A 26,385-nucleotide genomic window follows, 5' to 3' on the forward strand; every position below is an offset into this window, starting at 1 on the left:
CTCCTCAACGCGCTGTTCTTGGGGCTTGGTGTAGCGCTTAACCCAGGCATAGAGGCTGTGCACGGACACACCCAATCGTGCAGCCACCTCCGAGACAGGAAGCTGCTTTTCGGTCACTTGCTTGACCGCCTGGATTTTGAATTCTTCGGGATATCGCTGGTTGCTCATGGCACCTCCTAATGGGCCTCATTTTAAGGCTTGGAGGTGTCTACGAAACTAGTGGCGATTCACAGCCTCTATCGCTTTGCTTTCACCCAGAGAGCATCAAACTTCAGGATCGGTTTTGATTGATCTTCAAGCGCGCCCCTTTGTAGGGGCGGCTTTCGTGAGCCAAGCAATGGCGATACCGGCGTCTTGGCCCTACAGGCGTCCATCCTCGCGGCTGCGCTCCGCTTGCGTTCGAGGAGCTCTTGCGACAATCGGCGAGAACGCAGGCCACATTAAGCAGGGCTTGGCGAGACTCAGCAAGCTCGCATGATCTCGCCTCTATTTGATTTTGATCTCAAACGCCTGTCACGCCAGAGCTAAATATCCGGTAAGGCCGCCATCAACTTTCCGCAACCTGGAAGCACCGCTGGTGGGCGATATTTCCTGCCCTACTTCGACCGCGAGTCTGACGTGCTGAAGGTGCCGTTGGCGTGCATCGGCTATCTTCATACCACCATTTTTTGGCGACGCGAGCATCATTGGCGTCACTGATCCGCTGGCAAAACGTAGATGCTCTGCAGAAAGCCGAAAGCGTTTCATGGTGGTTCACTACAGGGCTGCAGCGCAGATTATTGCGGAGGAACCAGCTCTCTCCCGCCCACACCTTAACTACAACCTGTTGGGTTAGATCCAGTCTTCTTCACGAAAGTGACACATGTGCTCTCTCCATTGAACGTAGTCTTAGGCACTAACCTAGCGCAGTGATGCGTCACAATCCAGCCCAGGAAGGTCTGAGGCTGGATTGACTCGAATGCTTGAAGGGTCAAGTGCGCAAAAAAATCAGAAGATTTATGATGCCAACTCCCTTGACTGCCGGCTACGGCGGGAGTTCAAGGACGCCACGAAATCCGTAAAGGTGGTCGGTTTTTTCAGAGACGCAGACGCGGATGGCGATCACAGGAATCATTCCGACGCATTCAGCAATAGCGCGGGGATATACTGCGCTTTACGTTTGATAGGGCCAGCTTATGAATTTGACTGATGCCACGCTCGTATTGCTCCTTGCAGCACGTATCCATGGAACGGACGAAGCCATCAAAGCGTCGGCGAAAAGTGTAGTGAAAAAGCTACCGCGCAGTAAGCGTGATTTGATCTACAAGGTGATCGAAAGTCGACGTCCGCTCGAGCTGGTTAACTTTCTGGCAGAGCATTTGGACGACTGATCCTAGAACCCTCTAGTGGGACGTTTGCCTGCTACCTAATTGTCGAAAGATGGAAGCGGCGAGAAATCCCTTGTCGTTCTGGGTGTGCCCCGCTGGGGGCGGCTGTCGTAAACCCAGCCATAGCGGTGCCCGCTACTGTCTGGGCCCTACGGGCTTACATCCTCACACCTGCGCGCTCCGCTTGCTGGAGCAGCCTGACGAAGCGCGCTGGATTACTACTACGCTCAGGTCTCAGCGACTTGATGGGTGACGCCTAGCTGGGCAACTCGCTGACTTGCTGTTGGACTTCCACCACCAACTCAGCATCGCTAACAAGTCGGCTTCGCCGTTTTTGGGGCGATACCGATTGCTTGATTCGAACCGTTAATTGCGAGCGCGCCCCACCGAGACATTCGCTGACCAGTTTCACTGGTCGTCCCCCGGCAACAAGGGTGAGTGCGCAATCCATTTTCGCGCCCGAGCGATCTCCACGGCCCCTTTGAGAATTTCTGCTTCCATCGTCTTCTTGCCCCGCATCCGTTGAAGCTCGCGGATCTGCTTGAGCGCATCGCTCAGCTCCGACGCAGGCACCACGGCTTCATCGGCACTCACTGCCGACAGGCTGCCGTCCTGGTACAGCTTGCGCCACAGGAACAGTTGGTTGGCATTGATGCTCCAGCGGCGGCGCCGCTCCTAGCCAAAAAGTCACCACTCTTATCATTGCTGTTAGTCATAAACATAACCGTTTGCCTATCCCTTATCGTAAGGGGGAAACGGTGTCCTGTCTTTCATGGGGCTCGTTCATCAACCTACCCTCGCACCTCCCGCGAAGTCTCTGTCCTCAACTAGACAATCACAGCGCCCTGTCATAAATTGTCTCAGCTCTGTCCTGCATACTTGTTGAGATCACGGAGTCATACCGGTACTCCTAAAGCATCAGTCTTCAGCAGAGAACGCACCATGCATCCAAGATTCAGGGTCATCGAAACAACCAGACTGGATGATGCCATCAAGCAATATCGGGTTGTAGATCTCGTCGAGGGGGGCTCTGCTAGCAAGCACGGTGTGTTCAAAGCGAACGTCGAGGCCGAGGCGGTTTGTTCGCGCCTGAATGCCGAGCATCCGCACCAGAGTGGTGTAGGTCGTACATCCCTGAATCATTGATCCGCTCGTTTCAAAACGCCAATGGTTTTGTAGGACTGCTGGCTTAAAGGGCAGTCATGGGCTGCCGTTTCGTAAGTACGTTTTGAAGGAGCTGCTGGTTAAGTCGCTGACACTCATCCTCGGCCTCGTCTCGGGCCTGATAGGTCGTCTGTAGACGAAGCTTCTCTTGGTTGTCGTAGATGTTGAAGCCTATGGGCGCAGTCTTGCAGTAGAAGCGCACTCCATCACGCGTTGATCCCGTTTGTGTGGGGACAGCAGGGACAACAGCAAATCTCGAAATCATTTTCACACCCTCTCCTTGAACTCCATCACTATTAGCGGCTATACGCCACCACAGCAAGTGATCTTCATCAGTTTCCGATGGGCAACACGAGGCCTAGGAACTGCATCTCTCGTACCATTTAGAGCTCAAGGCACTACCGGCACTACCGGCACGACAGAGCATGCCGATGATTCTCATCAATACAGCCTTACTTTTTAATGGAAACAATCGCGACTTTGCCACCCTCGATCCTGAAGGAAAAGGATACACGGTCACCGATCATCAGACCTGCCATCTGATCCTCCGTGACGGTAAAAGCCATAGTCATTGGCGGCCACTGTACGGCTGGGACGGCTCCGTGGGAGATGGTCACCGTATGTTTCGTAGAATCTATAGCCTTGATCGTCCCCTCGGCATTGGCAACTTGAGCCTGTTTTGTTTCCTGCTCCATCTGCATGCCCTCCATACCGTCCATTTTCATGCCCGGCATGTCCTCCGCATGGACAGAGAGTGAAAGCGCGAATACGGTGCTTGCAACTGCAATCATGGTCAGTTTCATACGACTTTTCCTTGAGGCTTTATGGGTGCAGCTGAGAGGTGCCGGCGACGCATTAGGCGATAGGCTGCCGGAATGACAAAAAGGGAAAGCAAGGGTGCTGTGACCATGCCGCCAACCATGGGCGCGGCAATGCGGCTCATCACTTCGCTACCAGTCCCGCTGCCCAACAAGATGGGTAACAAGCCCGCAATAATGACGGCCACGGTCATGGCCTTAGGTCGAACTCGCTGCACAGCACCTTCACGAATCGCCGCAACCAGTCCGCGCTCAGTGCTGTCGCCGACGTCTTCACGTTCGGCCCAAGCGTTCTTCAGGTAGAGCAGCATGATCACGCCGAACTCGGCAGAAACCCCGGCCAAGGCGATAAAGCCGACTCCGGTGGCGACCGACAGGTTGAATCCCAATAGATAGAGGAACCATGCTCCACCGGTCAGTGCAAATGGCAGAGTGGCCATGATCAATAGCGCCTCATCGAAGCGGGCGAAAGTCAGGTAGAGCAGAACGAAGATGATCAACAACGTGGCAGGTACTACCAGTTTGAGGCGTGCGTTGGCCCTTTCGAGAAACTCGAACTGTCCTGAGTAGCTCAGGCTCATGCCTGGCTGCAGCTTGACCTGTTCATTGACGACCCGACGCAGGTCGGCGACAACCGAGGCAATGTCCCGCCCCCGCACGTCGATATACACCCAGCCTGAAGGCCTTGCGTTTTCGCTCTTGAGCATCGGCGGCCCGTCGCCGACCTTGATCTTCGCCACCGTGCCAAGGGTGATTTGGCTGCCTAGCGGGGTGTAGATTGGCAACTGCTCCAGGGCGCCGAGCGAGTCACGCCACTCACGGGGGTAACGGACGTTGATCGGGAAGCGTGCAAGCCCTTCAATGGTCTCCCCGACGTTTTCGCCGCCGATAGCGCCGGCCACGATGGACTGCACATCGGCAATATTCAGTCCGTAACGGGCGGCGGCCTTGCGGTCGATATCCACGTCGATATAGCGGCCACCGGTCAGTCGCTCGGCCAGAGCCGAACTGACACCGGGCACATCCTTGGCCACGCGCTCGACCGCCTGAGTAGCGGCATCGATCTCCGTCAGGTTGGTGCCGGCGACCTTCACTCCAATGGGACTCTTGATACCCGTAGCGAGCATATCGATACGGTTACGAATAGGTGGTATCCAGATATTCGTCAGCCCCGGGACTCGTACCACTCGATCCAGTTCTTCCACCAACTTCTCCTGGGTCATGCCTGGACGCCATTGCTCATGTGGTTTGAACTGGATGGTGGTTTCGAACATTTCCAGCGGTGCCGGGTCGGTGGCGGTTTCGGCACGACCGGCTTTACCAAAGACGTGTTCGACTTCTGGTACGGTCTTGATCAAGCGGTCGGTCTGTTGCAGCAGTTGTGCCGCTTTCTGCGCCGACAGCCCTGGCAGAGCGGAAGGCATATAGAGCAGGTCGCCCTCGTCCAACGCGGGTAGAAACTCGCCACCCAAGCGCGACATTGGCCATAGCGCACTGACAAAAACCAATAGCGCCACCAGTAACGTGATCTTTGGTCGACGTAAGACCGCGTCCAGAGCGGGCTGATAAATCCGAATCAACCACCGGTTCAATGGGTTCTGTTGTTCACTGGGAATTCGACCTCGAATCCAATAGCCCATCAGCACTGGCACCAAGGTCACTGACAACCCCGCCGCTGCGGCCATGGCATAGGTCTTGGTAAAAGCCAAAGGGCCGAACAGCCGTCCTTCCTGAGCTTCCAGGGTGAACACCGGAATGAACGACAGGGTGATGATCAACAAACAGAAGAACAGCGCGGGGCCTACCTCTGCCGCCGCTTCGGTCATTACATGCCAATGACGTTCACCCTTCAGTTCTTCCCCCGGATTGGCCGCGTGCCATGCCTCAATCTTCTTGTGGGCGTTCTCGATCATCACCACGGCGGCATCGACCATGGCGCCAATGGCGATGGCAATTCCGCCCAAGGACATGATGTTGGCGTTGATGCCTTGGTAGCGCATGACGATGAAGGCAATCAACACACCAACAGGCAGGGAGATGATCGCCACCAGGGATGAGCGCAGGTGCCAGAGGAAGATTCCACAGACCAACGCGACGACAATGAACTCTTCGATCAGCTTGTGGCTGAGGTTTTCAACAGCGCGGTCGATCAGCTTGCTGCGGTCGTAGGTGGTAACGATTTCCACCCCGGACGGCAGACTGCTTTTCAGTTCGTCGAGTTTAGTCTTGACCGCCGCAATGGTCTCGCGAGCATTCTTGCCACTGCGCAAAATCACCACGCCACCGACGGTCTCGCCTTCGCCGTCAAGTTCGGTAATGCCCCGCCGCATTTCCGGCCCCAACTGGATAGTTGCGACATCGCCAAGGGTCACTGGTACACCACCCGCACCCAACTTAAGCGGGATCGCCCGGAAGTCATTGAGCGTCTTCAGATAGCCCGAAGCGCGCACGATGAACTCGGTCTCCGCCATCTCCAGCACGGCACCACCGGTTTCCTGATTGGCCTTACCGATGGCGTCGGTCACCTCAGCCTGAGTGATACCGAGGCTGGCCAATTTCAGCGGATCGAGCTGCACTTGGTACTGCTTGACCATGCCACCCACGGTGGCCACTTCCGCAACGTTCGGCAGGGTCTTGAGTTCAAACTTGAGGAACCAGTCCTGAAGTGCGCGAAGCTGCGCCAGATCATGTCCGCCACTGCGATCCACCAATGCGTACTGATAGATCCAACCCACGCCAGTCGCATCCGGCCCCAACGCCGGCTTCGCGCTGGCCGGCAACCGACTTTGTATTTGGCTCAGATACTCCAACACCCGCGAGCGAGCCCAGTACAAGTCAGTGCCATCTTCGAACAGCACATAAACGAAGCTGTCACCGAAGAAGGAATAGCCACGCACCGTCTTGGCTCCCGGCACCGAGAGCATGGTGGTGGCCAACGGATAGGTCACCTGGTTCTCGACAATCTGCGGCGCTTGTCCCGGAAAAGGGCTGCGGATGATCACCTGAACATCCGAGAGATCTGGCAGCGCATCAATGGGCGTGCTTTGCACCGACCAGACGCCCCAAGCGGTGACAAACAGCGTCGCCAGTAGCACCAGGAATCGGTTCGCTACTGACCAACGAATCAGGGCAGCAATCATGGCTGGCTCCCCGATTTATCCAGGCGTTCAACACGCAAGCCATCGTCGGTCTGGCTCAACGCGATCCGAACCTTGTCACCCGCTTTCAGGCCCTGCATCAGAGCCGGGTTGGCGAGTGGAAACGTCATCGTCATGCCAGGCATGCCCAGCGTCTTGAAGGGGCCATGGGCAAGCGTGACTTCTTTGTCGTTGATCTCAACGATCTGCCCATCCGCCTCATGAAAACTGGAGGTTGCTGAGCTGGGCAGTGACTCTTCCTCCGAACTTGCAACGATTCCCTTGAGACTGGCCTCCGAGTCGAGCAGGAACTGGCCAGACGTAACCACCTTCTGGCCTTCTTCCAGACCTTTCACTATCGCCGTCTTGCCATCGCTTTCCTGCCCGAGATGCACTTCCACTGGACGGTAGTGGCCCGCGTCTTCGGCGAGCATCACCAAGGCACGTCGGCCAGTGCGGATGACGGCCTCGCTCGGCACCCACAACACACTTTGCCCGGTCGAGCGATTCAGGCGTACCTGCGCCGTCAAACCCGGTCTGAGGCGCCCATCCGGATTGGGTAGTTCCACCCGCACGCGAAGAGTGCGGCTGTCCGGGTTGGTCTCGGGTAAAATCGCGCTGACCTTGCCACTGAGCATTGTCCCAGGGAAGGCTGGCAGATGCGCTTCGACCGCCTGCCCCACGGTGATCGATCCGGCATCCGATTCTGGAACGGCCACGGCGAGCCAGACACTGCTTAAGCCATTGACGCGTGCCAGAGTATCGCCAGTAGCCACAGTCATACCCGCACGTACATTCAATTCTTGCAGCACACCACCAATAGGGCTGGTGAGAGTCAGGTAGGGCTGAACCTTACCGCCACGCTCTACCTGAGTAATCAGTGCTGCCGGCATCCCTGTGAGCCGCAGTCGCTGGCGGGCCGCAGCCAACAGGTCAGCATCCCCGCTGCGCGTCAGTGCAAGAAACTCTGACTGGGCAGCCGCCCATTCCGGCACCAGGATATCCGCCAACGCCGCGTTGGCTTTGAGCACATCACCGGGAGCGTGGGCATAAACCCGCTCCACAAAGCCCGTGGTGCGTGCCTGAATCACAGCGACATCACGTTCGTTGAATCCCAAGACACCTGTCACATCGAGGCTGGAGTCAAATATTCCACGGGTGACTGTTGCAAAACGCAGACCGAGATTCTGGGTCAGACTCGGATCGATACTGACGGTCGCACGATCCCCTGCGCCACCGGCGTACTTAGGAACCAGTTGCATGTCCATGAAGGGGGACTTACCCGGCTTATCGAATTTTTGCTGCGGGTACATGGGGTCATACCAATACAGAGCCTTGCGTTCGTCAGGTGAATCGAGGCTCTGCTCCTGGGCAGAACTGGATACCCCATTCATGCGCTGTTGAGCGAACCAGTAACCACCGGCAATACCGAACGCCAGCGAGATGCCTACCAACAATGCCCCGTTCCATTTAAGGTTCATTGGCTGGCCTCCCCATAAGCGAAATACAGACGCGCACTGGTCAGCGCTCGCTGCTCTTCCACATCAATCTGCTTGAGACGGGCCTCGATAAGCTCGCGTCGGGCGGCAACAACGGCGTTTAAATCGCCTTTGCCGGCACGGTAACTAGCCATGCTGAGTTCGACCTTTTCCTTGGCCAGCGGCAATAGGCTTTCCTGGTTTCGGCGCACGGCACGATTTAGGCGCTCATAGTCAGCCAGTTCAGTTTCCAATTGCTGGGTGTGCTCACGAGACAGGGCTTCGCGCTCGGCCTCAAGCTGGTTGAGTTCAGCCTGCTTGGCTGCGATTTTGGGGTTTTGGCGCGAGTCAGGAAACAGCGGCAGATCCCATGAAAGTTGCACGCTGACCATGTCGCCGAATTGTCGGCCACGATGCTGATAATCGAGCTCCCAACTCCAGTCCGACTGCTTCTCCGCTTCTGCTTCACGAACCTTGGCTTGCGCTTCACGGGTCATCGGCGCAAACGCTGCCAACTCGGGATGGTGTTGCAGTTTATGGGCGTAGCTTGAGGTATCGACGGGCCATACAGGCAAGCTGCCCACAGGCTTGTCATTGGCGGCGGAGCCAATCCAGCGTTTGAGGGCCGCTCGGGCCTGGGCGCGCTCACGAATCAGGTCGTCCTGTTGCTCTGCCAGTTGGGCTGCTTCTTGTTTGGGTGTCACCGCTTCAGCAGGTTGAACGCGGCCACCGGCAATTTGAGCCCGGACGGTATCGGTTAGGAGACGATTTTCTTTGTAGAAATCCTGGAACAGTGCATCTTTGCGCTCAACCGAGTAGCTACTAATCCAGGCCAATGCCGTGGCCTGGCGTACCTTCAGACGTTCGACCCTACGCTCCGCAGCAGCGCGATCAACGGCAGCGTCGGCGACCTCGATGCGCGCTTTGCGCTTGTCGCTATTGGGCATCTCCTGCCTGACCCCGACCATTTGCATGGTCATGAAGTCCTGGTCGATGCTCCAGCGATCCGGGCCGCCAATGGGGTAGTTCTGCACACCCACCAATAACTTGGGGTCAGGTAATTCGCCGGCTGGAATAGCCGCGCTGCTGGCAGCCTGAATTTTGGCATCTTGTGCGTTCAGTGACGGCGAATTGTTTTCGGCTAGCCGCAACGCTTCATCGAATGTTAAGGCGGCAGCGAGGCTCGGCAATGCCAGCATGCTTGCCGTCAGGCCGGCCACGAGAGACCAACCTGTGCAATAGCACCTAGAGTTCATGTTTGCGATTCCTGTGATCATCCGCTGCACACGAAAAAAGACATGCGCGCAGCTAGTCCATCCCGCTAATGCGGAATGAGGCTCAATGTGGGACAGGAATCAAACGCGAGGCGGTCGCCAAACCCCGGACGAGGTCTTTACAGGCAAGGAATCGCTGAAGAATGAAATTACTTCGGGGCTGAATACGGATACAGGAGGCTTTAAGATCGAGACTTGCAGCATGCCGCCCGACTTGCATTCCTGGCCCGGCTTACAAGGTTTGCCGTGCTCGGAAGGGCTTTTCATATCGTTGCAGCAGTCCATCCCCATATCGTCCATCATCGCCATGCCCATCGTCTTCATCGGGCACGGTTCTGTTGGTGCCTGAACGCCCGCCATCCCGCTGAGGGGAAGCGCAAAGCTGATCATGAAGATGAGGCAAAACCGCAGATAGCGTTTCATGGTCTGGAGTCTAGTCGCTGAGAATGGCTCTTACAATTGGAAGCGGTCGGCCCAATAGGCCTGCCAAAGGCGATAAAGCACATCCTAAGTTAAGCCAACATTACCGACGCGAAATAAAGTTTCTGACATGCAGTTTCTAGATCTGCAGTGGTTAAAAACCGATCAAGGCATCACTCAAGCCAATCCAGCCGAGACGTATTACTTCGTCTGCACAGCTGCGTGGCTGGGTTATCTCAGTTGCCATTGCATGAGGATAATACTCACAGCCAAACCGAGTGTAAGGATTCCGATTCCAAGCGAAACTCCGATAAGCATAGGACGTTTCCACAAGGCTCTAATCTCCGGTTTTCGATTACTCAACGAATATTGAGTACAAGCATGAGAGCAATTACCAAGCCAGTTGGTAGGTCACCACGACTTTGCGATGAAATGGCCACTTCAGGACGGTAGATTCATATTGCTTCACGGAGCATTCCCCAAAAGTGGGGTGACCTTCCTTACATATGGTGCTTAGTTCCCGAGAGTGGTGCAGGCATTGGGGCTATGACTGATTTCATCCATTAGCTGTCCTTCGCGGTTTTGCGCGATGGTGCCTATCTGTTGCCTGACTCCAATGTCTGTCGTGAAGCCCTGGCGTCCGTCGAACGCGACATCTTTTCCATCAATGTCACTGCTTACATCCTGCCGGTGGTCGATCCGCAGGGCACTCGGACATCGCCTTATGCGTTCAGGCCGATCCAGCCATGGAACCCTACGTACAGACCAACACCAATGATCAACACGCTGGATAGGTACGGCGCACGACGAGCAACGGTGCCAAGCCATGGCCAGCGGTTAGATGCCTGCTTAGCGCCAATGGCCGCAGCAGCACCCACAGTCACCAACGTGAGCGCCAATCCGATGCTGAAGCACAGGACGAGCATGCCTCCCAGCGCGACTTCTTTAACCTGAAGGCAGAGCAGCAGGACAGTGATTGCGGCAGGGCAAGGAATCAGACCGCCCGTCAGACCGAACATGACGATCTGACCCGTGGTCACCTCGCGGTTGGTGAAGCGTTTACGGATATCATTGGCATGTGCACGTTCGTGCGCATCCTGATAGCCATCATTCGACAACTCCAGGCCTTCCAGTTCGGAATGCGTGTGCCCGTGATCATGCTCTAGGTATTCCAGGTCATAATCATGGGAATGACCCGCATGGCCCAGACTCAAGCGGGCACTGAACTCATGAGGCTCCGGGATATCGACTGCCGACTCCAGGAAGCCTTCGCGCTCGACGAAAGAGAACGATTGAGTGCTGCCGTCCGGACGAGTAGTCATCAGGCGAACATCTGAGGCTGTCCAGGCGTGTCCGGTCAATGTCTTCAGGCGCCAATGCGGTGACACGCCTTCTTCGAAGATCGACAGCTCAACACGGCCATGGCCAGTATCGATTCGGTGGGTCTCATCATGATGACCATGGTCATGCTCGTCGTGGTGATGATCATCACCTTGCTCGAACTTGAACATCTGCTCACCGCGCCAGGTACGCCACAGCATCCACAGCGCAATCACGATGATCAGTGCAGAGGACGCAAGCTGGAAGTACGGCTCAGTGGTTTGAGCATCCAGTCCTTTGCCCAGGTACATGCCGCCGATGGCGACCAACCACACCACAGCGGTGTGCGACAGCGTCGCGGCCAAGCCCAACAAAACGGCTTGTTTTACCGAACCACGAATGGCCACGATGAAGGCCGCCATCATGGTTTTTGAATGGCCCGGTTCCAGGCCATGCAAGGCGCCGAGCAGAATAGCGCTCGGGAAATACAGCCAGGCGTGAGCCCCGCCTTGTTGTAGCAGTTCAGCGAAGTTGGGCATTTCAGACCTAGAGGTACTTGGTGATTTGTTTGAACGCTTCCAGCGGTGCGCGCTCGCCATTACCTAACGCCGAAACGGTGTCCTCAAGGCAGTGATCGATGTGATCCTGGATGAGCGTGCGCTTCGCCTGGCAGACCGCTTTTTCGACAGCGTGCAACTGCTGAGCAATGTCCACGCATTCACGACCCTCTTCGATCATGGTGATGATGCCGCGTAAATGGCCATCAGCCCGCTTGAGGCGCTTGATGATCGCCTCGTGACTTTGGTGGGTGTGCGGATGGCTATGTTGGTGTTCTTGCTCACTCATGACTTGAGCCTCGGGCCCCAAAGAATTACGCTGGCATCCTATCCCCCCCAGGGGGATAGGTCAAACGTAACAAAACCCTATAAAACAAGTTGAAACCCGAACGCCATGTTCAGCAGAACGCTGACAACGACGGTGGTACTCACGCTTGTTCTCGCCATATTTGTGGCCTGGGCCAGGCATACCTATATCTTGTCAGTGACGTCGAAACAGCCAGCATGGGAGATTGCGCAAGGCATACAAGCGATCTCTTGCTTTCACTCGTGATCAGCAGGCCACGCGGGTAAGCGGATTACAAAGGTCGTATGACCTTCTCTGGAGACACATCCGACGGTGCCGTCATGGGCGTCAACCAGTGATTTGACGATTGCCAACCCTAACCCCGCATGGTTCGTAGCGCTCTCTCTCCGTGCGGGATCGACTCGGTAAAAACGGTCAAACAGCCGGGGCAGATGCTCTACCGCTATCTCCTCGCCGGGGTTTTCCACTGACAAGCTGATCATGTCGCCAAGGGGCTCGATTTTCACGGAAATCGTACAGTCAGGTGGGGTATACCTGAGCGCATTGGACAGCAAATTTGAGATCGTCCGATCCAGCATCGTCCTGTCACCATTCACCGCGCCGTGCCCGACTACCTGCAGCTTTACCCCTGTGTCGTCTGCCAGAAGCTGGTAATACTCGAACAATTTTTCGACGACCGAACACAACTCGATTTTCTCTTTGGCAGGTAGAACCAGGCCGTTGTCCGACTTTGCTAAGAAAAGCATGCCGTCAATAATGCTGGAAAGCCGGTTCAGATCCTCCAGGTTGGAATAGAGATTCTCTTCATAATCCTCTGGTGCACGTTTCTTTGTGAGGATGACTTCGGTATGTGTGCGCAGATTGCTGATAGGGGTACGCAGCTCGTGCGCGATATCGGCTGAAAAGTTAGACAACCGAGTAAATGACTCTTCAAGGCGAGCCAGCATAGCGTTGAACGAAGTGACAAGGAGCTCAAGCTCGCGAGGCACAGAATCCATCGGAATACGCTCCTTCAGCGATCCGGCTGACATCGAGGCCGCGACTTTCGTTACTTGTGCGACCGGCTTCAGCCCGCTGAGCGCGACCAACCATCCTAAACCTGCGCTGACCAAGGCGCTAATCGCCAGCCCGATCACTAACCACCAGCGCAGAGTCTCAACGAAATGCATATGACTTGTGATGTCTAGACTCAGCCACGCGGTCATTGGCTCAGCTTCATTCGCCAAATGAACTTGGGCTTTCATGCCTCGGAACATATGGCTTCCAGCTGTCCACTCCCACATATCTTCCCTTGAGTCACCAGAGGAGGAAGAAGGATGTCCAACTGCATTTGAAGTCGCGAAGAACGTCTTCCCGCCCATCGCGATAATTGAGGCTGAGAGTTCCTGGTGAGCACCAAGGAGTGCTTGTAGTTGCAACACAACTTCAGAAGGGTCTGCGGAGCCAGCTTCGCCATCCATTATTTGCCGAATGGATTCGAGCTTTTCCGTCATCGCTTGACGGTCGATGGCCTTAAAATGATGCTGACTGAACCCATCAAAGGTAAAGCCTGCTACTACCAACACGGCCACCACGGCACAGACAAACATCATGCTTAAACGGAGGGTAAGAGATGCGCGCTTCATTCTGTATCCGGAGCATCTAGCATGTACCCCATTCCCCTCGCGGTCTGAATCATCTTGGTGTCGAAATCGTCATCGATTTTGGCCCGGAGCCGACGAATCGCGACTTCGATCACGTTGGTATCACTGTCGAAGTTCATGTCCCAAACCTGCGATGCGATCAGTGATTTCGGCAAGACTTCTCCCCGACGGCGCATCAGCAGCTCTAGCAGCGAAAATTCCTTGGCGGTAAGGTCAATGCGTCGACCTGAGCGCGAGGCCCGTCGCTTTAGAAGATCGACCTCCAGATCCCCGATCTTAATAGATGTCTGGTTGGGTACGGCGGCGCCACGGCGAAGCAAGCTTCTGACGCGGGCAAGCAATTCAGAAAATGCGAAGGGTTTGACTAGATAATCGTCCGCACCTAACTCCAAGCCTTTCACCCGGTCATCAACTCCGTCCCTGGCCGTCAGAAACAGCACAGGGACTAAACTTCCGCCTGCGCGGACATTTCGGATGACTTCCCAGCCATCAATGCCCGGCATCATTACGTCCAGAATTAAGAGATCGTAGGTCTCGCTCAGCGCCTGGTGCAACGCCTCGGTTCCTGTCACAACCCGGTCGACACTGAAGCCAGCTTCCAAGAGGCCTTGCTGTAGGTACATTCCGATTTTGGGTTCGTCTTCTGCAACCAAGAGTTTCATGCTTGGGCTCCGGTTTTGCGGTGTTCTAGTGTGCTACCAATCTGACGACTGTGCGGAAGCTTACGCAAATGTAATTGCCCCAACAGCAAACAGAAAGCACGCAGTCACGACAGGCTCGGGGGCAATTGAGCGGCGGCAGCGAAGATGCGGCTTACAAAAATGTAATCGGCAACCTGACTTTTTGCGCTTAACCTATTTTTCTAACGGTGCGGAAGCGCTACTCGTGGCGCACGGCCAAGGGCATGCAGAGCAACCGCGCAATGACACGTGACGAGGTGCATAGAATGTTCAAACTCAAGCTATCGCTTGCTGTGGGATTGATGATTTGTGGGGTTGTGCAGGCAGCTGAGCCACTCACAATCGATGTACATCGGGACGCGAACTGCGGGTGCTGCAAGGATTGGGTTAAGCACCTCGAATCAAATGGATTCAAGGTAGTAGACCATGTGGAAAGTAATATGAGTGCTATCAAGCAGAACCTGGGCGTGCCACAGGGACTCGCTTCATGCCATACGGCTGTGATTGACGGCAAATTCGTAGAGGGTCATGTCCCAGCCGATGAAATCAAGAAGCTGAATGGTCGTTCAGACCTCGCTGGAATTGCCAGTGCCAGGCATGCCCGCAGGTTCTCCTGGTATGGACTACGGCCTGAATCATCAACCTTACCAAGTCCTGGGGCTCACCAAGGCAGGTGCGCAAGAAGTGGTCGCTGGCTACCCCATCAGCCGATAGTCGTTGCTCAGATCTGAGCGCCCTTGGGGCCGCTCGGATCTAGCTCCTAGATCACCCTTGAGCCATCTCGATTGAGGGGCTCAATGTTCCTAGCCAAGCCACCAAGCAAACGATGACGACAGCACAGGTTGATTCGATCACCACACTTTTTCTCAAAGCAGTTGCCGCTAGAGAAAAATCACCGGCCACCACAGACCGCTCTAGTGAAGGGCTCAGGTAGAAACGATTGAGGGTAGCTAGCCCGATCATGCCCACGAACAGTAGGATCTTCACGAGTAGGAGAACGCCATAGGTGCTGGTTACGACTTCGATTACTGTCGGCCCGACAATGAAGAGATAATTAGCGACGCCAGTAACTATGATCGTACCAACAATGAGTGCGCCCGCTGTTTCGAATCCCCTGAGCGCTCGCGATAGCACTCGTACCAGTTGTTCCGAATTAGCCCCCCTAATACTCAACATCAGACCAAACGCCGCTAGAGCTCCGATCCATCCGCCAGCGGCAAGTAGGTGCAGAATATCAGCGGCAAAGTGCCAGAATCGCAGGGCGCCTTCATTCATCGCCCCGTGACCTGTCCATGGGATTGTCGCTAAGGCAATGCTGCCCGCAATGGTAGCGACCCAGAGACTGCCCGTCGGCCATCGCCTGTTCTGGCTTCCAGCAAAAATCACCACTGCTAGCGAGAACATGCGTGTGACCCAGCTGCAGCCGACCTCAGTCTCGTACAGCATCATTTCCATGTGAGGTCGCAGCTCCGCCCAGTCGGATGCGCCGCTCATATTTTTTGTCATAACTACAAAAGCTGCTATGGACAAAAGCATACCTATAACAGCGGTGCCAGGCAGTAGCGACCCAAAATGCAACAGCGTTCCCGATACACGCTCTTTTCCCCGAAAGCTGTATAGCCCAAAGACGGCGAGACCGAAGAGGAGCATCAGATCCAAATACAGCGCGAGGCGCAGCGCCACGTTGATTGGGTCGCTCATACTTATTTCACTTTGAAAGTGACGCTGCCAGTAATCGGATGGGTATCGGAGGAGACCGCTCGCCATTCGACTTTGTAGGTGCCAGCAGTGAGAGGAGAGGCCGGAGTCAAGATCATGGTTTTAGGATCGTTACTCCCAGCGACGCTGGCTTTCATAGCCATAGGGGAGTGTGACATACCGGGCATTTCCGTCATGACCAACTTAGCTCCGGAAAATTGGGTAACCAAGTTTTCAGAAAAGTGCAGTTCAATCTTCGCGGGAGCTGGGCCGCTCTCGCCTTCAGCCGGGGTCGAAGACAGCAGCTTCGGGTGAGCCTGGGCAACTGCACTGAGCAGAAGACTGGATGAAAGAGCGACGGCCACAACACAGGATTTAAGTATAGACATGCGAGGCTCCCCACAGCGCGTAGCTGTTGTTATGAGGTTAGTAATTATTTGGTGCCGCTAACTGTGATTTAGAACCACACCCGGACGCCGAGCACCAAACGTGCTTCGTTATTGTCTTCGCCTTCCTCGCTGGCATAGTCAGCCGTCTTTCCATAAGCCCGATTCCACGTCACACCTACATAAGGTGCGAACTCAGGACGGATTTCGTATCGGAGCCGCAAACCGACTTCACTCTCAGACAGCCCCGAACCCACTCCACGTTTGGGATCGCTTTTGCCATAGAAATTGAATTCTGCCGTCGGTTGCAAAATCAGCTTATTGGTTAGGAGAATGTCGTAGTCACCTTCCAGCCGCGCTGCGGTCTGGCCGCCTTCACCCAAATAAGCAGTAGCCTGGGCCTCGAAATTGTAGAGCGCCAAGCCCTGGATACCGAAAGCCGCCCACGTTTGAGGGTCGCCTGGTTTGAAGTCTTGACGAGCGCCGCCGAGTAGATCCCACCAAGGGCTGATGGCGTGTCCCCATAAAGCTTGAACCTCAGCTTCTTCAGTCTTCCCATTGGTGCGCTCGCCTTCGGAACGCAACCATAGACGATCAACATCTCCCCCTATCCAACCTTGGGCTTCCCAGTTCAGTGAGCTTCCATCGTCAGCATCCTGCCATTCCAATTTCTCAAATATAAAAAATGAGTTGAGGGCTGTGTCATGAACCGCGTGACCACCCGGGGACTTATAGACTGCGGCTCTGTCGGCATCGGTTAGCGGCGGTATCGGAGTACGGCTTTGGGTTTGTGGTTGCTTGGCGGGCTGCATACCCTCCATTTTGCTGTGATCCATGCCCTGCATCTGGCCGTGATCCATACCCTGCATCTGGCTGTGATCCATGCCCTGGCTTGGTTCAGCGGCTGCCGGCAAGCCAAAACCAGCGGCTAGAGCGACGGTAAATACAGCTGAGTGCATGCGAGTCCCGCAAAAATAATTGCTCATAGTCGACTCCTTATTCCTCTACACGCACTTCGCGGAACATCCCCATTTCCATGTGGTACAGGAGATGGCAGTGGTAGGCCCAGCGCCCCAGCGCATCGGCTGTCACTCGGTAGCTGCGCTTCGACCCTGGCGGCATATCAATGGTGTGTTTGCGGACAAGGAATTGCCCGTTTTCATTTTCAAGGTCGCTCCACATGCCATGCAAGTGGATGGGGTGAGTCATCATGGTGTCGTTGACGAGCACGATCCTGACTCGCTCGCCGTATTTCAGTTTTAACGGCTCGGCATCCGAAAACTTCACGCCGTTAAAAGACCAGGAAAATTTCTCCATATGACCGGTCAAGTGCAGTTCGATGGTTCGACTTGGCTCACGGCCATCTGGATCCTCAAACGTGCTCTTTAGGTCTGAATACGTCAGCACCTTTCGACCATTCTCGCGAAGGCCCATGCCAGGATCATCAAGCTTTGGCGACGTCGACATTGCCTGCATGTCGACGAGAGGATTGTTGGATTCTGTGGCTGGGTGCGACTGCATTTCTCCCATACCACTCATGCCGCCCATAGACATTTTGCTGTGATCCATCCCAGCCATGCTGTCCATGCCGGACATGTCTTGCGTAGCGCCATGGTTCATACCTTTCATGGCACCGCCGTCCATGCCTGACATGCCCTCCATTGAGCTGTCCCCCATACCGGCCATCTTGCTGTGATCCATCCCAGCCATATCCCCCATACCACCCATCGCACCATGATCCATACCGGCCATACCCATGTCGGCCATAGTGACGAGAGGACGACAGTCAAGTTCAGGTACTGGGGCAGCCAGACCAGGCCGGACGGCCAAGGTGCCTCTTGCGTACCCCGACCGATCCATCGACTGCGCAAACAGTGTGTAGGCGTCCTGAGTTGGTTCGACGATCACATCGAAAGTCTCGGCAGTGGCGATCCTGAACTCGTCCACGCTTACGGGCTTAACATACTGGCCATCGGCAGCCACAACAGTCATCTTCAAACCCGGAATACGGACATCAAAGTAGCTCATGGCTGAACCATTGATGAACCTCAACCTAAGCTTTTCGCCAGGTTTGAAGGTGCCCGTCCAGTTGGAGTTCGGCGCCTGGCCGTTCATCAAGTAGGTGTATGTCGCGCCACTGACGTCTGCAATGTCAGTGGGATTCATCTTCATTTCGGCCCACATTTTGCGGTCAGCGACGGTGGTTGACCAACCTTTGTCAGCTACGTCATGGATGAAATCACTGACTGTGCGCTTGTGGGTGTTGTAGTAGTCAGACTGCTTCTTCAGTGTTTTCATCAGCGAAGCCGGATCTTCATCCGTCCAGTCGGTAAGCATCACCACGTAGTCACGGTCATACTCAAATGGCTCGGGCTCTTTCGCGTCGATTACCAATGGGCCGTATACACCTACTTGTTCTTGGAAGCCGGAGTGACTGTGATACCAGTACGTTCCGCTCTGCTTGACCTTGAATTGATAGACATACGTGCCGTTAGGCTCGATCCCATGAAAGCTAAGGCCCGGTACACCGTCCATATTCGCGGGGAGGATAATCCCGTGCCAGTGGATTGATGTCATATCCTTGAGGCGGTTCTTGACCCGCAAGGTCACGGTATCGCCCTCACGCCAGCGCAGCTGAGGCCCCGGAATCCCGCCATTGATTGTCATGGCAGTCCGGGCATTCCCAGTGATATTTACCGGTGTCTCTCCAATAAAGAGGTCGAACTCTGTACCTGACAGGACATTAGTCTCGCCCAAGCTACGGGCCGCCCAAATAGGGTTATGCCAGAGGCCTAAGCCACCGAGAATCCCGCCTGCGGTGAGACCCTTCACAAAGGTGCGCCGAGAAGTTTTGGAATGCATACCGATTCATGTCCCGTCAGTCGGATGTCAGGTGCACGCACGTTGGCGTGTTCCCGAGGGTTCACGCTTTGGACAGCTAGTGCGCTTCATACATTGGAAGATGCCATAAGCCAGCAAACGGGGGGATTACATTTGCGTAAGCTGGGCGGCTCAGCATTGATGCTTCTGCTCTTCAGCCGTGGGCTTTTCCTGTGCAATATCCTCTTGCGCTTGTGGGACGGGTTTGGTGGTGGCCATTGCCGTCTCGCGAGCTCGTTCCATGCGCTCAACCGAACGGTCGCCGCCACCTTCGGCAAAGGCCAGGGACGATATAGCCAAACTGAGTGTAAGAATCACAACGTTGGTAGCTTTCATAGCATCTCCTTCAAGGAATTGACTCTCGATGAAACCAGAGAGTTTGAGCGTCAGCTCGATGAGGATGATGAGGGGACGCACCTGTCAGCACGCTTAGCCGGTGATTACACTTTTGACAGCACGCGGAGAAACTCAACATCTGAAAGATCGACGGGCGTCATAAAATTTGACCGCACCACAGAACCGACAGCCGGATGCATAAATTGATCTAGATCAACCGTGGCACTTCAATGTGGCGTATGTTGAAAAATCAAAATCCGCTAATCAGTACCGGAGATTCTCCATGTTCTGGTTTCGCCATCGTCAACCAACGTTCATACGCCTCGCCATCGTGCTGTGGGTGTTAGCGTTTGGCCTGGCAGCGACCCAGGGATGTCTGGCACAGCCCAGCCACAATCCGGCTACAACTCATGTCTCGCTGATCACCGCGCAAGATCACGATAGCCACGACGCCCATGCCCTCGGTTGCCTTAAACACTGCGCCGATGCGGCAATAGCCGTAAGTCCTTCGCTCCATCTTCAAATATTTGACCTGTTCAGTTGGACATTTCTGCTCCTTATCCCAGCGTTGCTGATTTTGTATCCCGCCAATCCCTCCGCTTTTGCCTTTCTTGCATTACGGCGCCCTGTACCGGCCAGACCTCCTTCCCGCCTGATTTTTGTCCGTTTCAACGATTAATCCGACCTTCTGCGCGCCGATTCTCGGCGCGCTGTCTGACTGCGCCAGCCTGGCGCTGCTTGGTATTACCTGAGTTGTCCTGACCCTTTGGAGATTGCCATGCATGCCACATTGAAATTTATCCTCGCCACCCTGCTCGTGAGCAGCCCACTTATCGCCTCGGCAGTCGATGAGCATCACCCGGAGGGGCAGACCGCGCCCGCCAAGACAAGCGAAGCAGCTACGCCGATGCAAAACAGTGTCATGACCGAGCAAATGCAAAAAATGCAGGCTGCACACGACAAGGCAGCCGCCGCCAAGACCCCTGCCGAGCGACATGCCGCCATGCAGGAGAGCATGAAGACGATGAAGGACAGCATGGCCATGATGCATAAGAACTGTCATGGCAAGGGCATGGGCATGGACGGCAACAAAGACGGCATGGAAATGGGAATGATCAACATGATGATGAAAATGATGGATCAGCAAACGAGCATGATGAACATGCCGATGAGCAAGTGACGCGCACAAGCCTGTAGGCAATGCAGCGACGGTTTTACTTTAGCCAATATGCCAAGGGTAAAACTGCCGCCCGTTGCACCTTTACGACGTATCACTCATCAGCACTCCCTCAGGAGTACAGAACCATGATGAATTCGCCACATTCCGCTAACACCTCTCCAACATTTTGGAGGAGCAAACCCGGCATAGCGCTGGGCATGCTGCTAGTGATCGTGCTGTTCTATCTAGCAAGAGAACACTACGGCCATATGCTGGGCTTACTGCCTTACATGATTTTGCTGTTGTGCCCACTGATGCATTTTTTCGGGCACCACCACGGTGGTCACAGTCATCACGGCGAAACCTCAGCCTCAACCAAGGATGCGAACAGGAGTTAGCTCATGCACACCCCTGAGCTTCGTCAAGAGCACGACTTAATACAGAAGTCTGAACCTCAACCCACCGGCTCCCATGATCCGGTATGTGGCATGACCGTCAGTAACGACAGCCAGTTCAGCACGGAATATGAGGGGCAAAACTACCGGTTCTGCAGCCAGAAATGCCAAACGACCTTCAGGGCAGCGCCCGAGCGTTATCGAATATCCCAACTGAAAATCGAACAAATCCCTCAGACAACAGCAGAACCGTTAACGGGTGCCGCTGAATACACATGTCCCATGCATCCGGAAATTCGCCAGATCGGCCCCGGCGTCTGCCCTAAGTGCGGCATGACCTTAGAGCCGGTGATTCCCGAATTGGAGGAAGAAGAGAACTTAGAACTCAAGGACTTCACCCGGCGCTTCTGGTGGACATTGCCACTGACAGTGATCGTAACCGTGCTGGCTATGGGTGGCCATGCCCTGGTGCTGTTCCATGGCACCACGCAAAATTGGGTCGAGCTGGGATTGGCTACACCCGTCGTGCTGTGGGCTGGCTGGCCGTTTTATGTGCGTGGTGTGCGTTCGGTGCTTCAGCGAAGTCCGAACATGTGGACGCTAATCGGCCTCGGCACGGCGGCGGCCTTCCTTTACAGCGTCGTGGCCACCCTGGCCCCCGATGTATTCCCCAGTAACTTCATGATGGAGGGCCGCATCGGTGTGTACTTCGAAGCGGCGGCTGTGATCATCTCACTGACCCTTCTCGGTCAGATGCTCGAGCTCAAGGCTCGCTCGCAAACCTCGGCTGCCATCAAGTCGCTGCTTGGACTGGCACCCAAAACTGCCCGACGGATCAATGCCGATGGCACGGAAGAAGACATCCCACTGACACACGTACACAGCGGCGATACATTACGTGTGCGTCCAGGCGAAAAAGTGCCTGTCGACGGCCAGGTGTTGCAAGGCGAAAGCGCTGTAGATGAGTCGATGCTCACCGGCGAACCGATACCGATCATGAAGAGGGCCGGCGACGCGCTGATTGGCGCCACTCTCAACATACACGGCAGTCTGGTGATGCAGGCGCAGAAGATAGGGTCAGCGACCCTGCTCGCACAGATTGTGCAGATGGTTGTGCAGGCACAACGCTCAAAAGCGCCGATGCAACGGCTGGCAGACGTGATTGCCAGTTACTTCGTGATCGTTGTGATTGCTATCGCCGCGCTGACTCTACTCGGCTGGGGGCTGTGGGGGCCCGAGCCAAGTTGGGTGTTCGGACTGATCAACGCTGTCGCGGTCATGATCATCGCCTGTCCCTGTGCCCTTGGCCTAGCGACACCGATGTCAGTCATGGTTGCCACCGGCAAGGCTGCTGGCAGCGGCGTATTGTTTCGCGATGCCGCCGCCATCGAAAACCTGCGCAAGATAGACATCTTGATAGTCGACAAAACTGGCACCCTCACTGAAGGTCGACCAGCGTTCCATAGCGTCGAGGCCGTACCCGGATTTACTCAGGATGAAGTGTTGCGCCTGGCCGCAAGTCTCGATCAGGGCAGTGAGCATCCATTGGCCCACGCCATCGTCGAGCAGGCTCGTGCCGCAGGGCTAAAACTGATAACACCTGAAACCTTCGAGTCAGCCTCAGGTATCGGTGTAAGCGGTCAGGTCGAGCGTCGCCGCCTGATGTTAGGCAATACCGCGTTGATGCAGGAGGCCGGCGTTTCCACAGAGAGCTTGCAAGAACATGCCGAGAAGCTACGCGGCGACGGTACGAGCATCATGTACCTGGCAGTCGATGGCGCCCTGGCGGGTTTGCTGGCTGTTGCCGACCCCATCAAACCCACCACGAAGCTGGCCGTCGAGCGTCTGCAGGCGGATGGCGTCAAGGTCATCATGGCCACTGGCGACGGCATTACGACTGCTCGCTCGGTAGCTCGCCAGTTGGGCATCGAGGAGGTTCACGGCGAGGTCAAACCGCAAGATAAAGAGCGTCTGGTGGCATCTCTGCAACAAGCCGGACACCGGGTGGCGATGGCCGGCGACGGCATTAATGATGCCCCCGCACTGGCTCGCGCTGATGTAGGTATCGCCATGGGAACTGGCACTGACGTGGCGATGAACAGCGCTCAGGTCACCCTGGTCAAGGGGGATTTGCTCGGTATCCTACGTGCTCGCAGCCTGTCAGTCGCAACGGTGAGAAATATGCACCAGAACCTGACCTTCGCCTTCCTTTACAACGCTATGGGTATCCCACTGGCTGCCGGTTTGTTCTTTCCACTTACCGGTCACCTTCTGTCACCGCTCATTGCCGCACTGGCCATGAGCGTGAGCTCGGCGTCGGTGGTATTCAACGCCTTGCGTCTGCGCCAGGCTTCCATTGATTGAGTGAAAACGACCGCTTGACCTTGCCATGGCAGCAAGGTTGAGGATAAGCCAACGCCGCAGAAAAGCCTCATGCGTCAGTCTTTCCCTGATCAACTTTGTTGTGAGGAGTCACCAATGAAAACTGTTGAACTGCAAGTCCAAGGCATGAGCTGTGGTTCATGTGTCAAACATGTCACCGAAGCGCTGCGCCCACTTGAAGGAGTCAGGGACGTAACAGTGGATCTACAAGCCGGACGGGTGAAGGTCAGCGGCGATTCGGACAGCCATGCGCTGCTTGCAGCCCTTGAGAACGCGGGCTATCCAGCACAGCTGTCGACAGTGGAAAGCGTAGCGAGTAAGAAAACCTCGGGCTGTGGCGGGAACGGCGGCGGTTGCTGCTGTCAGTAAACGTTACTCGTATGAATATCGGTCTGCGTAACGCTTTGTTCACGACACTGCTCATGACCAGAGCGGCACTAGCCGCTGAAGTCATCAACGTTTAACCAACCCTGCTTGCGTCTGATAATCCTGAGTCGCTTTAGTCAGATGCTTGAACCGTCGTCATCAGAGATATTCCTTCTCTTCGCGAATGTCGACCTCTCCCATCACTCCTAAGTAGATCTTGCGACAAGGGATCTTGGTGATGAATCCGCTTTCGAAAAGCATCCCAGGTATTTGCGATAATACGCTGGACGCCTCACATCTCTCGGTCAGCGGGTTCATTACCTATGCAACTAATGAATCGAGGTCAAAGTCCTGCGTTGCCACAAATGGCCCGGCGTGAGCGCACCCTTCAAAACAATATCCGAGGTTATGCATAACTTCGCCTGCCTTGACGATCATGACACCACCTTGAAGTTGTGCAGAGATCCTCACGAACGGCACACGGCCATTACTGCAACACCCTTGGTGCTGGCCTTGCGAAAGTCGCAAAAATTCGCGCAGGCTCGCACGCTTATTGCCACGCTGAAAAATAGCAGGTGCGTGCCAAGAGGTCACGGCTGGTCAGCATCCAAAAGCGTCCATCGCGTCAAACTCTGATCACGTCAGAAGTCCGGATCAAGTGATCATCGCCGAACCAACCTTGCATAGGGGGGGGCGGTATGTAATTATTTGTATAGGTAAGGGGGGTATCCTATGGGTCATGTAGCATCAAATAAAGACGATCTGCTCAAGCGAGTGAAGCGCATCGCTGGTCAGATCCAAGCGGTTGAACGGGCTCTTGAGTCAGATCACGACTGTGCCAAGACGCTCCATCTTGTGGCCGCCACGCGCGGGGCCATCAACGGCCTGATGGACGAAATCATCGAAGATCACGCCAGGGAGCATGTTGCCAATCCTGCGCTGAGCGATGAAGAGCGCGCCAAGGGCGTCGAAGAGCTTCTCGAAGCCATTCGACGTTATTCCAAGTGATGAACGCAGGCTTGAATTCCATGACCAGCACCACCGGCTTCACCCACGAGCACGTATTTCTCGGGTCGGCACACGATGAGAATGCAAAGCGCACCCTTTGGGTGGTGATACTTACCGTTGTGATGATGGTCGGTGAGATTGCCGCTGGGTACGTCACAGGATCGATGGCGCTACTCGCGGACGGTTTCCATATGGCAACCCACGCCGGTGCGTTGGGAATCGCATTTGCGGCCTATGCGTATGCCAAGCGGAACGCATCCAGCTCCCGCTTCAGCTTCGGCACCGGTAAAGTTGGAGACCTGGGCGGCTTTGCGTCAGCGCTCATTCTGGGGCTTGTAGCTCTGGGAATCGGGGTTGAGTCCGTCATTCGACTGCTCCAGCCGACTGAAGTCCAGTTCGGGACGGCAACGCTGATCGCCATCGTTGGCCTCGCGGTCAACATAGTGAGCGCTCTACTGCTCGGTCACGGTCACAGCCATGGCCATGGCCATGGCCATGGCCATGGTCACGATCATCACGAGCACGACCATAGTCCTCACGGCAGCGATAACAACCTCAGATCTGCGTACATCCACGTGATTGCAGATGCCTTGACATCCGTTCTTGCAATTGCCGCCCTGCTCGCTGGGCGCTATCTCGGATGGGTCTGGCTTGATCCAGCGATGGGTATCGTCGGCGCCATTGTGATTGCACGATGGGCTTGGACTTTGATGGGCGCGACTGCCGGTGTTCTACTCGACCAAACTGATGATCACGTTGCTGAAGAAATCCGCGAACTGGTTGAGCAACCTGGTGACGCCAAGATTACCGACCTACACGTGTGGCGTGTTGGCCCAGAAGCCCACGCTGCCATTGTCAGTGTTCTTGGTGGCCCTACAACGAATGCGGATAGCATCCGTGATCGGTTGAAGGCTGTTCACGAAGTTAGCCACCTCACAGTTGAGTTTCGAGCAGCGTCGCCTACCATGTAGTGCTCAACGAAATCGGCAAGGCTCCTTCAATGGGAGCGTAGGCGCATGCCTTGCCTCAGCTGCTATTTCGGCAAATTGGTAACGGCCTCCTCGACTGTTAGTATTAGGCCAGCTACACATCCCCCACGAGAATCACATGAACCCAGAATTGACTGAAGAAGAGATGCGCCGAGCGCTCTTCGGCAGCCCCGCACCAGAAGAACAGGTGAGTGTCACTCCGGTACAAGCTCCTACGCCGGAGATCGCGCCAGCTCAACCGGCAATACCGCCGCAGAAAAAGAAGGTCGCGAAGACATTCACGCCTCGCTTGAAAGTGACCCTGCGCGTCGGCAACGAGTTTGAAGGCAAAACACACGAATTGATCCACGAGGCAGATACCCTGAGTACACTCCTGGCAGAGCAAGAAGCTGTTAAAGCAGCCAGGAAAAAATATCGATACGTGGAATTGGTTTCGGTCAAGTCAATGTAAAGCCACTAATTTGTCACTGATCTGTCGCTAGAAACACAGCTATATCCTTGACACGATGTTGAACCAATACGGTCAAAACCGGCCCTGCGCCATTGGATATGCGCGAAGGCAGCAACGGACGAATGTATGAAGAAAGCGTTCGGCAAATACATCTTTCGCGCCTGAAGCGA

25 protein-coding genes and 3 pseudogenes are annotated in these 26,385 nt (G+C 55.4%); 11 read left to right on the forward strand and 17 right to left on the reverse strand.

Annotation, left to right across the window (positions count from 1 at the left end; genetic code table 11):
• Window positions 1-168, reverse strand: a 168-nt coding sequence (locus tag BI292_RS23585) for a transposase (protein WP_157831299.1), incomplete at its 3' end; no start/stop codon positions are given.
• A gap of 1,007 nt (window positions 169-1,175) precedes the next feature.
• On the opposite strand from BI292_RS23585, the gene BI292_RS23605 reads away from it, so the two are divergent.
• Complete coding sequence (locus BI292_RS23605) at window positions 1,176-1,370, forward strand: hypothetical protein (protein WP_101209361.1); 195 nt, start codon at window positions 1,176-1,178, stop codon at window positions 1,368-1,370.
• A 256-nt stretch (window positions 1,371-1,626) separates the two neighbouring features.
• On the opposite strand, the pseudogene BI292_RS29265 reads toward BI292_RS23605, so the two are convergent.
• The 7 genes and pseudogenes from BI292_RS29265 to BI292_RS23645 form a co-directional block, all read right to left on the reverse strand.
• Window positions 1,627-2,033 (reverse strand): annotated as a pseudogene (locus BI292_RS29265) (IS3 family transposase); the annotation flags it as partial.
• Between the two features lie 252 nt (window positions 2,034-2,285).
• Window positions 2,286-2,510 (reverse strand): hypothetical protein, encoded by a 225-nt coding sequence (locus BI292_RS28835; RefSeq protein ID WP_157831300.1) that lies wholly within the window; start codon window positions 2,508-2,510, stop codon window positions 2,286-2,288.
• A gap of 473 nt (window positions 2,511-2,983) precedes the next feature.
• Window positions 2,984-3,334 carry a copper-binding protein gene (locus BI292_RS23625; protein ID WP_101209365.1) on the reverse strand — a complete coding sequence of 117 codons (351 nt, stop codon included), beginning with the start codon at window positions 3,332-3,334 and terminating at the stop codon, window positions 2,984-2,986.
• Window positions 3,331-6,489 carry an efflux RND transporter permease subunit gene (locus BI292_RS23630; protein ID WP_101209366.1) on the reverse strand — a complete coding sequence of 1,053 codons (3,159 nt, stop codon included), beginning with the start codon at window positions 6,487-6,489 and terminating at the stop codon, window positions 3,331-3,333. Before BI292_RS23630 ends, BI292_RS23625 begins: the two co-directional genes overlap by 4 nt.
• Window positions 6,486-7,967, reverse strand: a complete 1,482-nt coding sequence (locus BI292_RS23635) for an efflux RND transporter periplasmic adaptor subunit (RefSeq protein ID WP_101209367.1) — start codon at window positions 7,965-7,967, stop codon at window positions 6,486-6,488. The genes BI292_RS23630 and BI292_RS23635 overlap by 4 nt, the downstream gene beginning before the upstream one ends.
• Window positions 7,964-9,220, reverse strand: a complete 1,257-nt coding sequence (locus BI292_RS23640; RefSeq protein ID WP_101209368.1) for a TolC family protein — start codon at window positions 9,218-9,220, stop codon at window positions 7,964-7,966. The genes BI292_RS23635 and BI292_RS23640 overlap by 4 nt, the downstream gene beginning before the upstream one ends.
• Window positions 9,221-9,319: 99 nt before the next feature.
• On the reverse strand, window positions 9,320-9,661 hold the full coding sequence (locus BI292_RS23645; protein ID WP_101209369.1) for a hypothetical protein: 342 nt from the start codon (window positions 9,659-9,661) through the stop codon (window positions 9,320-9,322).
• A gap of 573 nt (window positions 9,662-10,234) precedes the next feature.
• Here BI292_RS23645 and BI292_RS29270 point away from each other — a divergent pair.
• Window positions 10,235-10,372 (forward strand): annotated as a pseudogene (locus BI292_RS29270) (chromate resistance protein); the annotation flags it as partial.
• 8 nt (window positions 10,373-10,380) lie between these two features.
• Here the strand turns inward: BI292_RS29270 and BI292_RS23655 are convergent.
• From BI292_RS23655 to BI292_RS23670, 4 genes are all read right to left on the reverse strand, one after another.
• A complete protein-coding gene (locus tag BI292_RS23655; protein WP_101209370.1) occupies window positions 10,381-11,517 on the reverse strand; it encodes a nickel/cobalt efflux protein RcnA in 1,137 nt (378 codons plus the stop codon).
• Between the two features lie 7 nt (window positions 11,518-11,524).
• Window positions 11,525-11,824, reverse strand: a complete 300-nt coding sequence (locus BI292_RS23660) for a metal-sensing transcriptional repressor (RefSeq protein WP_101209371.1) — start codon at window positions 11,822-11,824, stop codon at window positions 11,525-11,527.
• 254 nt (window positions 11,825-12,078) lie between these two features.
• Window positions 12,079-13,467 (reverse strand): heavy metal sensor histidine kinase, encoded by a 1,389-nt coding sequence (locus tag BI292_RS23665; protein ID WP_101209372.1) that lies wholly within the window; start codon window positions 13,465-13,467, stop codon window positions 12,079-12,081.
• Window positions 13,464-14,147, reverse strand: coding sequence for a heavy metal response regulator transcription factor (locus tag BI292_RS23670; RefSeq protein ID WP_101209373.1), 684 nt, complete (start codon window positions 14,145-14,147; stop codon window positions 13,464-13,466). Before BI292_RS23670 ends, BI292_RS23665 begins: the two co-directional genes overlap by 4 nt.
• Window positions 14,148-14,431: 284 nt before the next feature.
• Between BI292_RS23670 and BI292_RS23675 the strand changes: the two are divergent.
• A pseudogene (locus BI292_RS23675) lies at window positions 14,432-14,879 on the forward strand (DUF411 domain-containing protein).
• A gap of 51 nt (window positions 14,880-14,930) precedes the next feature.
• Here the strand turns inward: BI292_RS23675 and copD are convergent.
• The 5 genes from copD to BI292_RS23700 form a co-directional block, all read right to left on the reverse strand.
• Entirely contained in the window at window positions 14,931-15,866 is a 936-nt protein-coding gene (copD, locus tag BI292_RS23680) for a copper homeostasis membrane protein CopD (protein WP_101209374.1), read from the reverse strand.
• Between the two features lie 2 nt (window positions 15,867-15,868).
• Window positions 15,869-16,252: a copper homeostasis periplasmic binding protein CopC gene (copC, locus tag BI292_RS23685; protein WP_101209375.1), complete on the reverse strand. Its 384-nt coding sequence runs from the start codon at window positions 16,250-16,252 to the stop codon at window positions 15,869-15,871.
• Between the two features lie 68 nt (window positions 16,253-16,320).
• The gene (locus tag BI292_RS23690; protein ID WP_237142326.1) at window positions 16,321-17,208 is read right to left on the reverse strand and encodes a copper resistance protein B; all 888 of its coding nucleotides are present in this window, start codon (window positions 17,206-17,208) and stop codon (window positions 16,321-16,323) included.
• Window positions 17,209-17,245: 37 nt separating this feature from the next.
• Window positions 17,246-19,111 carry a copper resistance system multicopper oxidase gene (locus tag BI292_RS23695; protein ID WP_101209377.1) on the reverse strand — a complete coding sequence of 622 codons (1,866 nt, stop codon included), beginning with the start codon at window positions 19,109-19,111 and terminating at the stop codon, window positions 17,246-17,248.
• 150 nt (window positions 19,112-19,261) lie between these two features.
• Window positions 19,262-19,546 carry a co-regulatory protein PtrA N-terminal domain-containing protein gene (locus BI292_RS23700; RefSeq protein ID WP_178076622.1) on the reverse strand — a complete coding sequence of 95 codons (285 nt, stop codon included), beginning with the start codon at window positions 19,544-19,546 and terminating at the stop codon, window positions 19,262-19,264.
• A gap of 202 nt (window positions 19,547-19,748) precedes the next feature.
• Between BI292_RS23700 and BI292_RS23705 the strand changes: the two genes are divergently transcribed.
• The 8 genes from BI292_RS23705 to BI292_RS23740 all read left to right on the forward strand — a co-directional run bounded on the left by BI292_RS23705 (window position 19,749) and on the right by BI292_RS23740 (window position 26,215).
• Window positions 19,749-20,144: a hypothetical protein gene (locus BI292_RS23705; RefSeq protein ID WP_101209378.1), complete on the forward strand. Its 396-nt coding sequence runs from the start codon at window positions 19,749-19,751 to the stop codon at window positions 20,142-20,144.
• A gap of 99 nt (window positions 20,145-20,243) precedes the next feature.
• The gene (locus BI292_RS23710; RefSeq protein ID WP_101209379.1) at window positions 20,244-20,645 is read left to right on the forward strand and encodes a hypothetical protein; all 402 of its coding nucleotides are present in this window, start codon (window positions 20,244-20,246) and stop codon (window positions 20,643-20,645) included.
• A gap of 125 nt (window positions 20,646-20,770) precedes the next feature.
• The gene (locus tag BI292_RS23715; RefSeq protein ID WP_101209380.1) at window positions 20,771-21,022 is read left to right on the forward strand and encodes a DUF2933 domain-containing protein; all 252 of its coding nucleotides are present in this window, start codon (window positions 20,771-20,773) and stop codon (window positions 21,020-21,022) included.
• Between the two features lie 90 nt (window positions 21,023-21,112).
• Entirely contained in the window at window positions 21,113-23,383 is a 2,271-nt protein-coding gene (locus BI292_RS23720; RefSeq protein WP_101209459.1) for a heavy metal translocating P-type ATPase, read from the forward strand.
• A gap of 114 nt (window positions 23,384-23,497) precedes the next feature.
• Window positions 23,498-23,770 carry a heavy-metal-associated domain-containing protein gene (locus BI292_RS23725; RefSeq protein WP_101209381.1) on the forward strand — a complete coding sequence of 91 codons (273 nt, stop codon included), beginning with the start codon at window positions 23,498-23,500 and terminating at the stop codon, window positions 23,768-23,770.
• Between the two features lie 729 nt (window positions 23,771-24,499).
• Window positions 24,500-24,775, forward strand: a complete 276-nt coding sequence (locus tag BI292_RS23730; RefSeq protein WP_101209382.1) for a metal/formaldehyde-sensitive transcriptional repressor — start codon at window positions 24,500-24,502, stop codon at window positions 24,773-24,775.
• Window positions 24,775-25,746 carry a CDF family Co(II)/Ni(II) efflux transporter DmeF gene (gene dmeF / locus BI292_RS23735; protein WP_101209383.1) on the forward strand — a complete coding sequence of 324 codons (972 nt, stop codon included), beginning with the start codon at window positions 24,775-24,777 and terminating at the stop codon, window positions 25,744-25,746. Before BI292_RS23730 ends, dmeF begins: the two co-directional genes overlap by 1 nt.
• 136 nt (window positions 25,747-25,882) lie before the next feature.
• Window positions 25,883-26,215 (forward strand): hypothetical protein, encoded by a 333-nt coding sequence (locus BI292_RS23740; protein ID WP_101209384.1) that lies wholly within the window; start codon window positions 25,883-25,885, stop codon window positions 26,213-26,215.
• Window positions 26,216-26,385 lie beyond the last annotated feature (170 nt).

The organism is Pseudomonas sp. 43NM1 (assembly GCF_002836905.1).
GTDB classification, from domain to species: Bacteria; Pseudomonadota; Gammaproteobacteria; order Pseudomonadales; family Pseudomonadaceae; genus Aquipseudomonas; species Aquipseudomonas prosekii.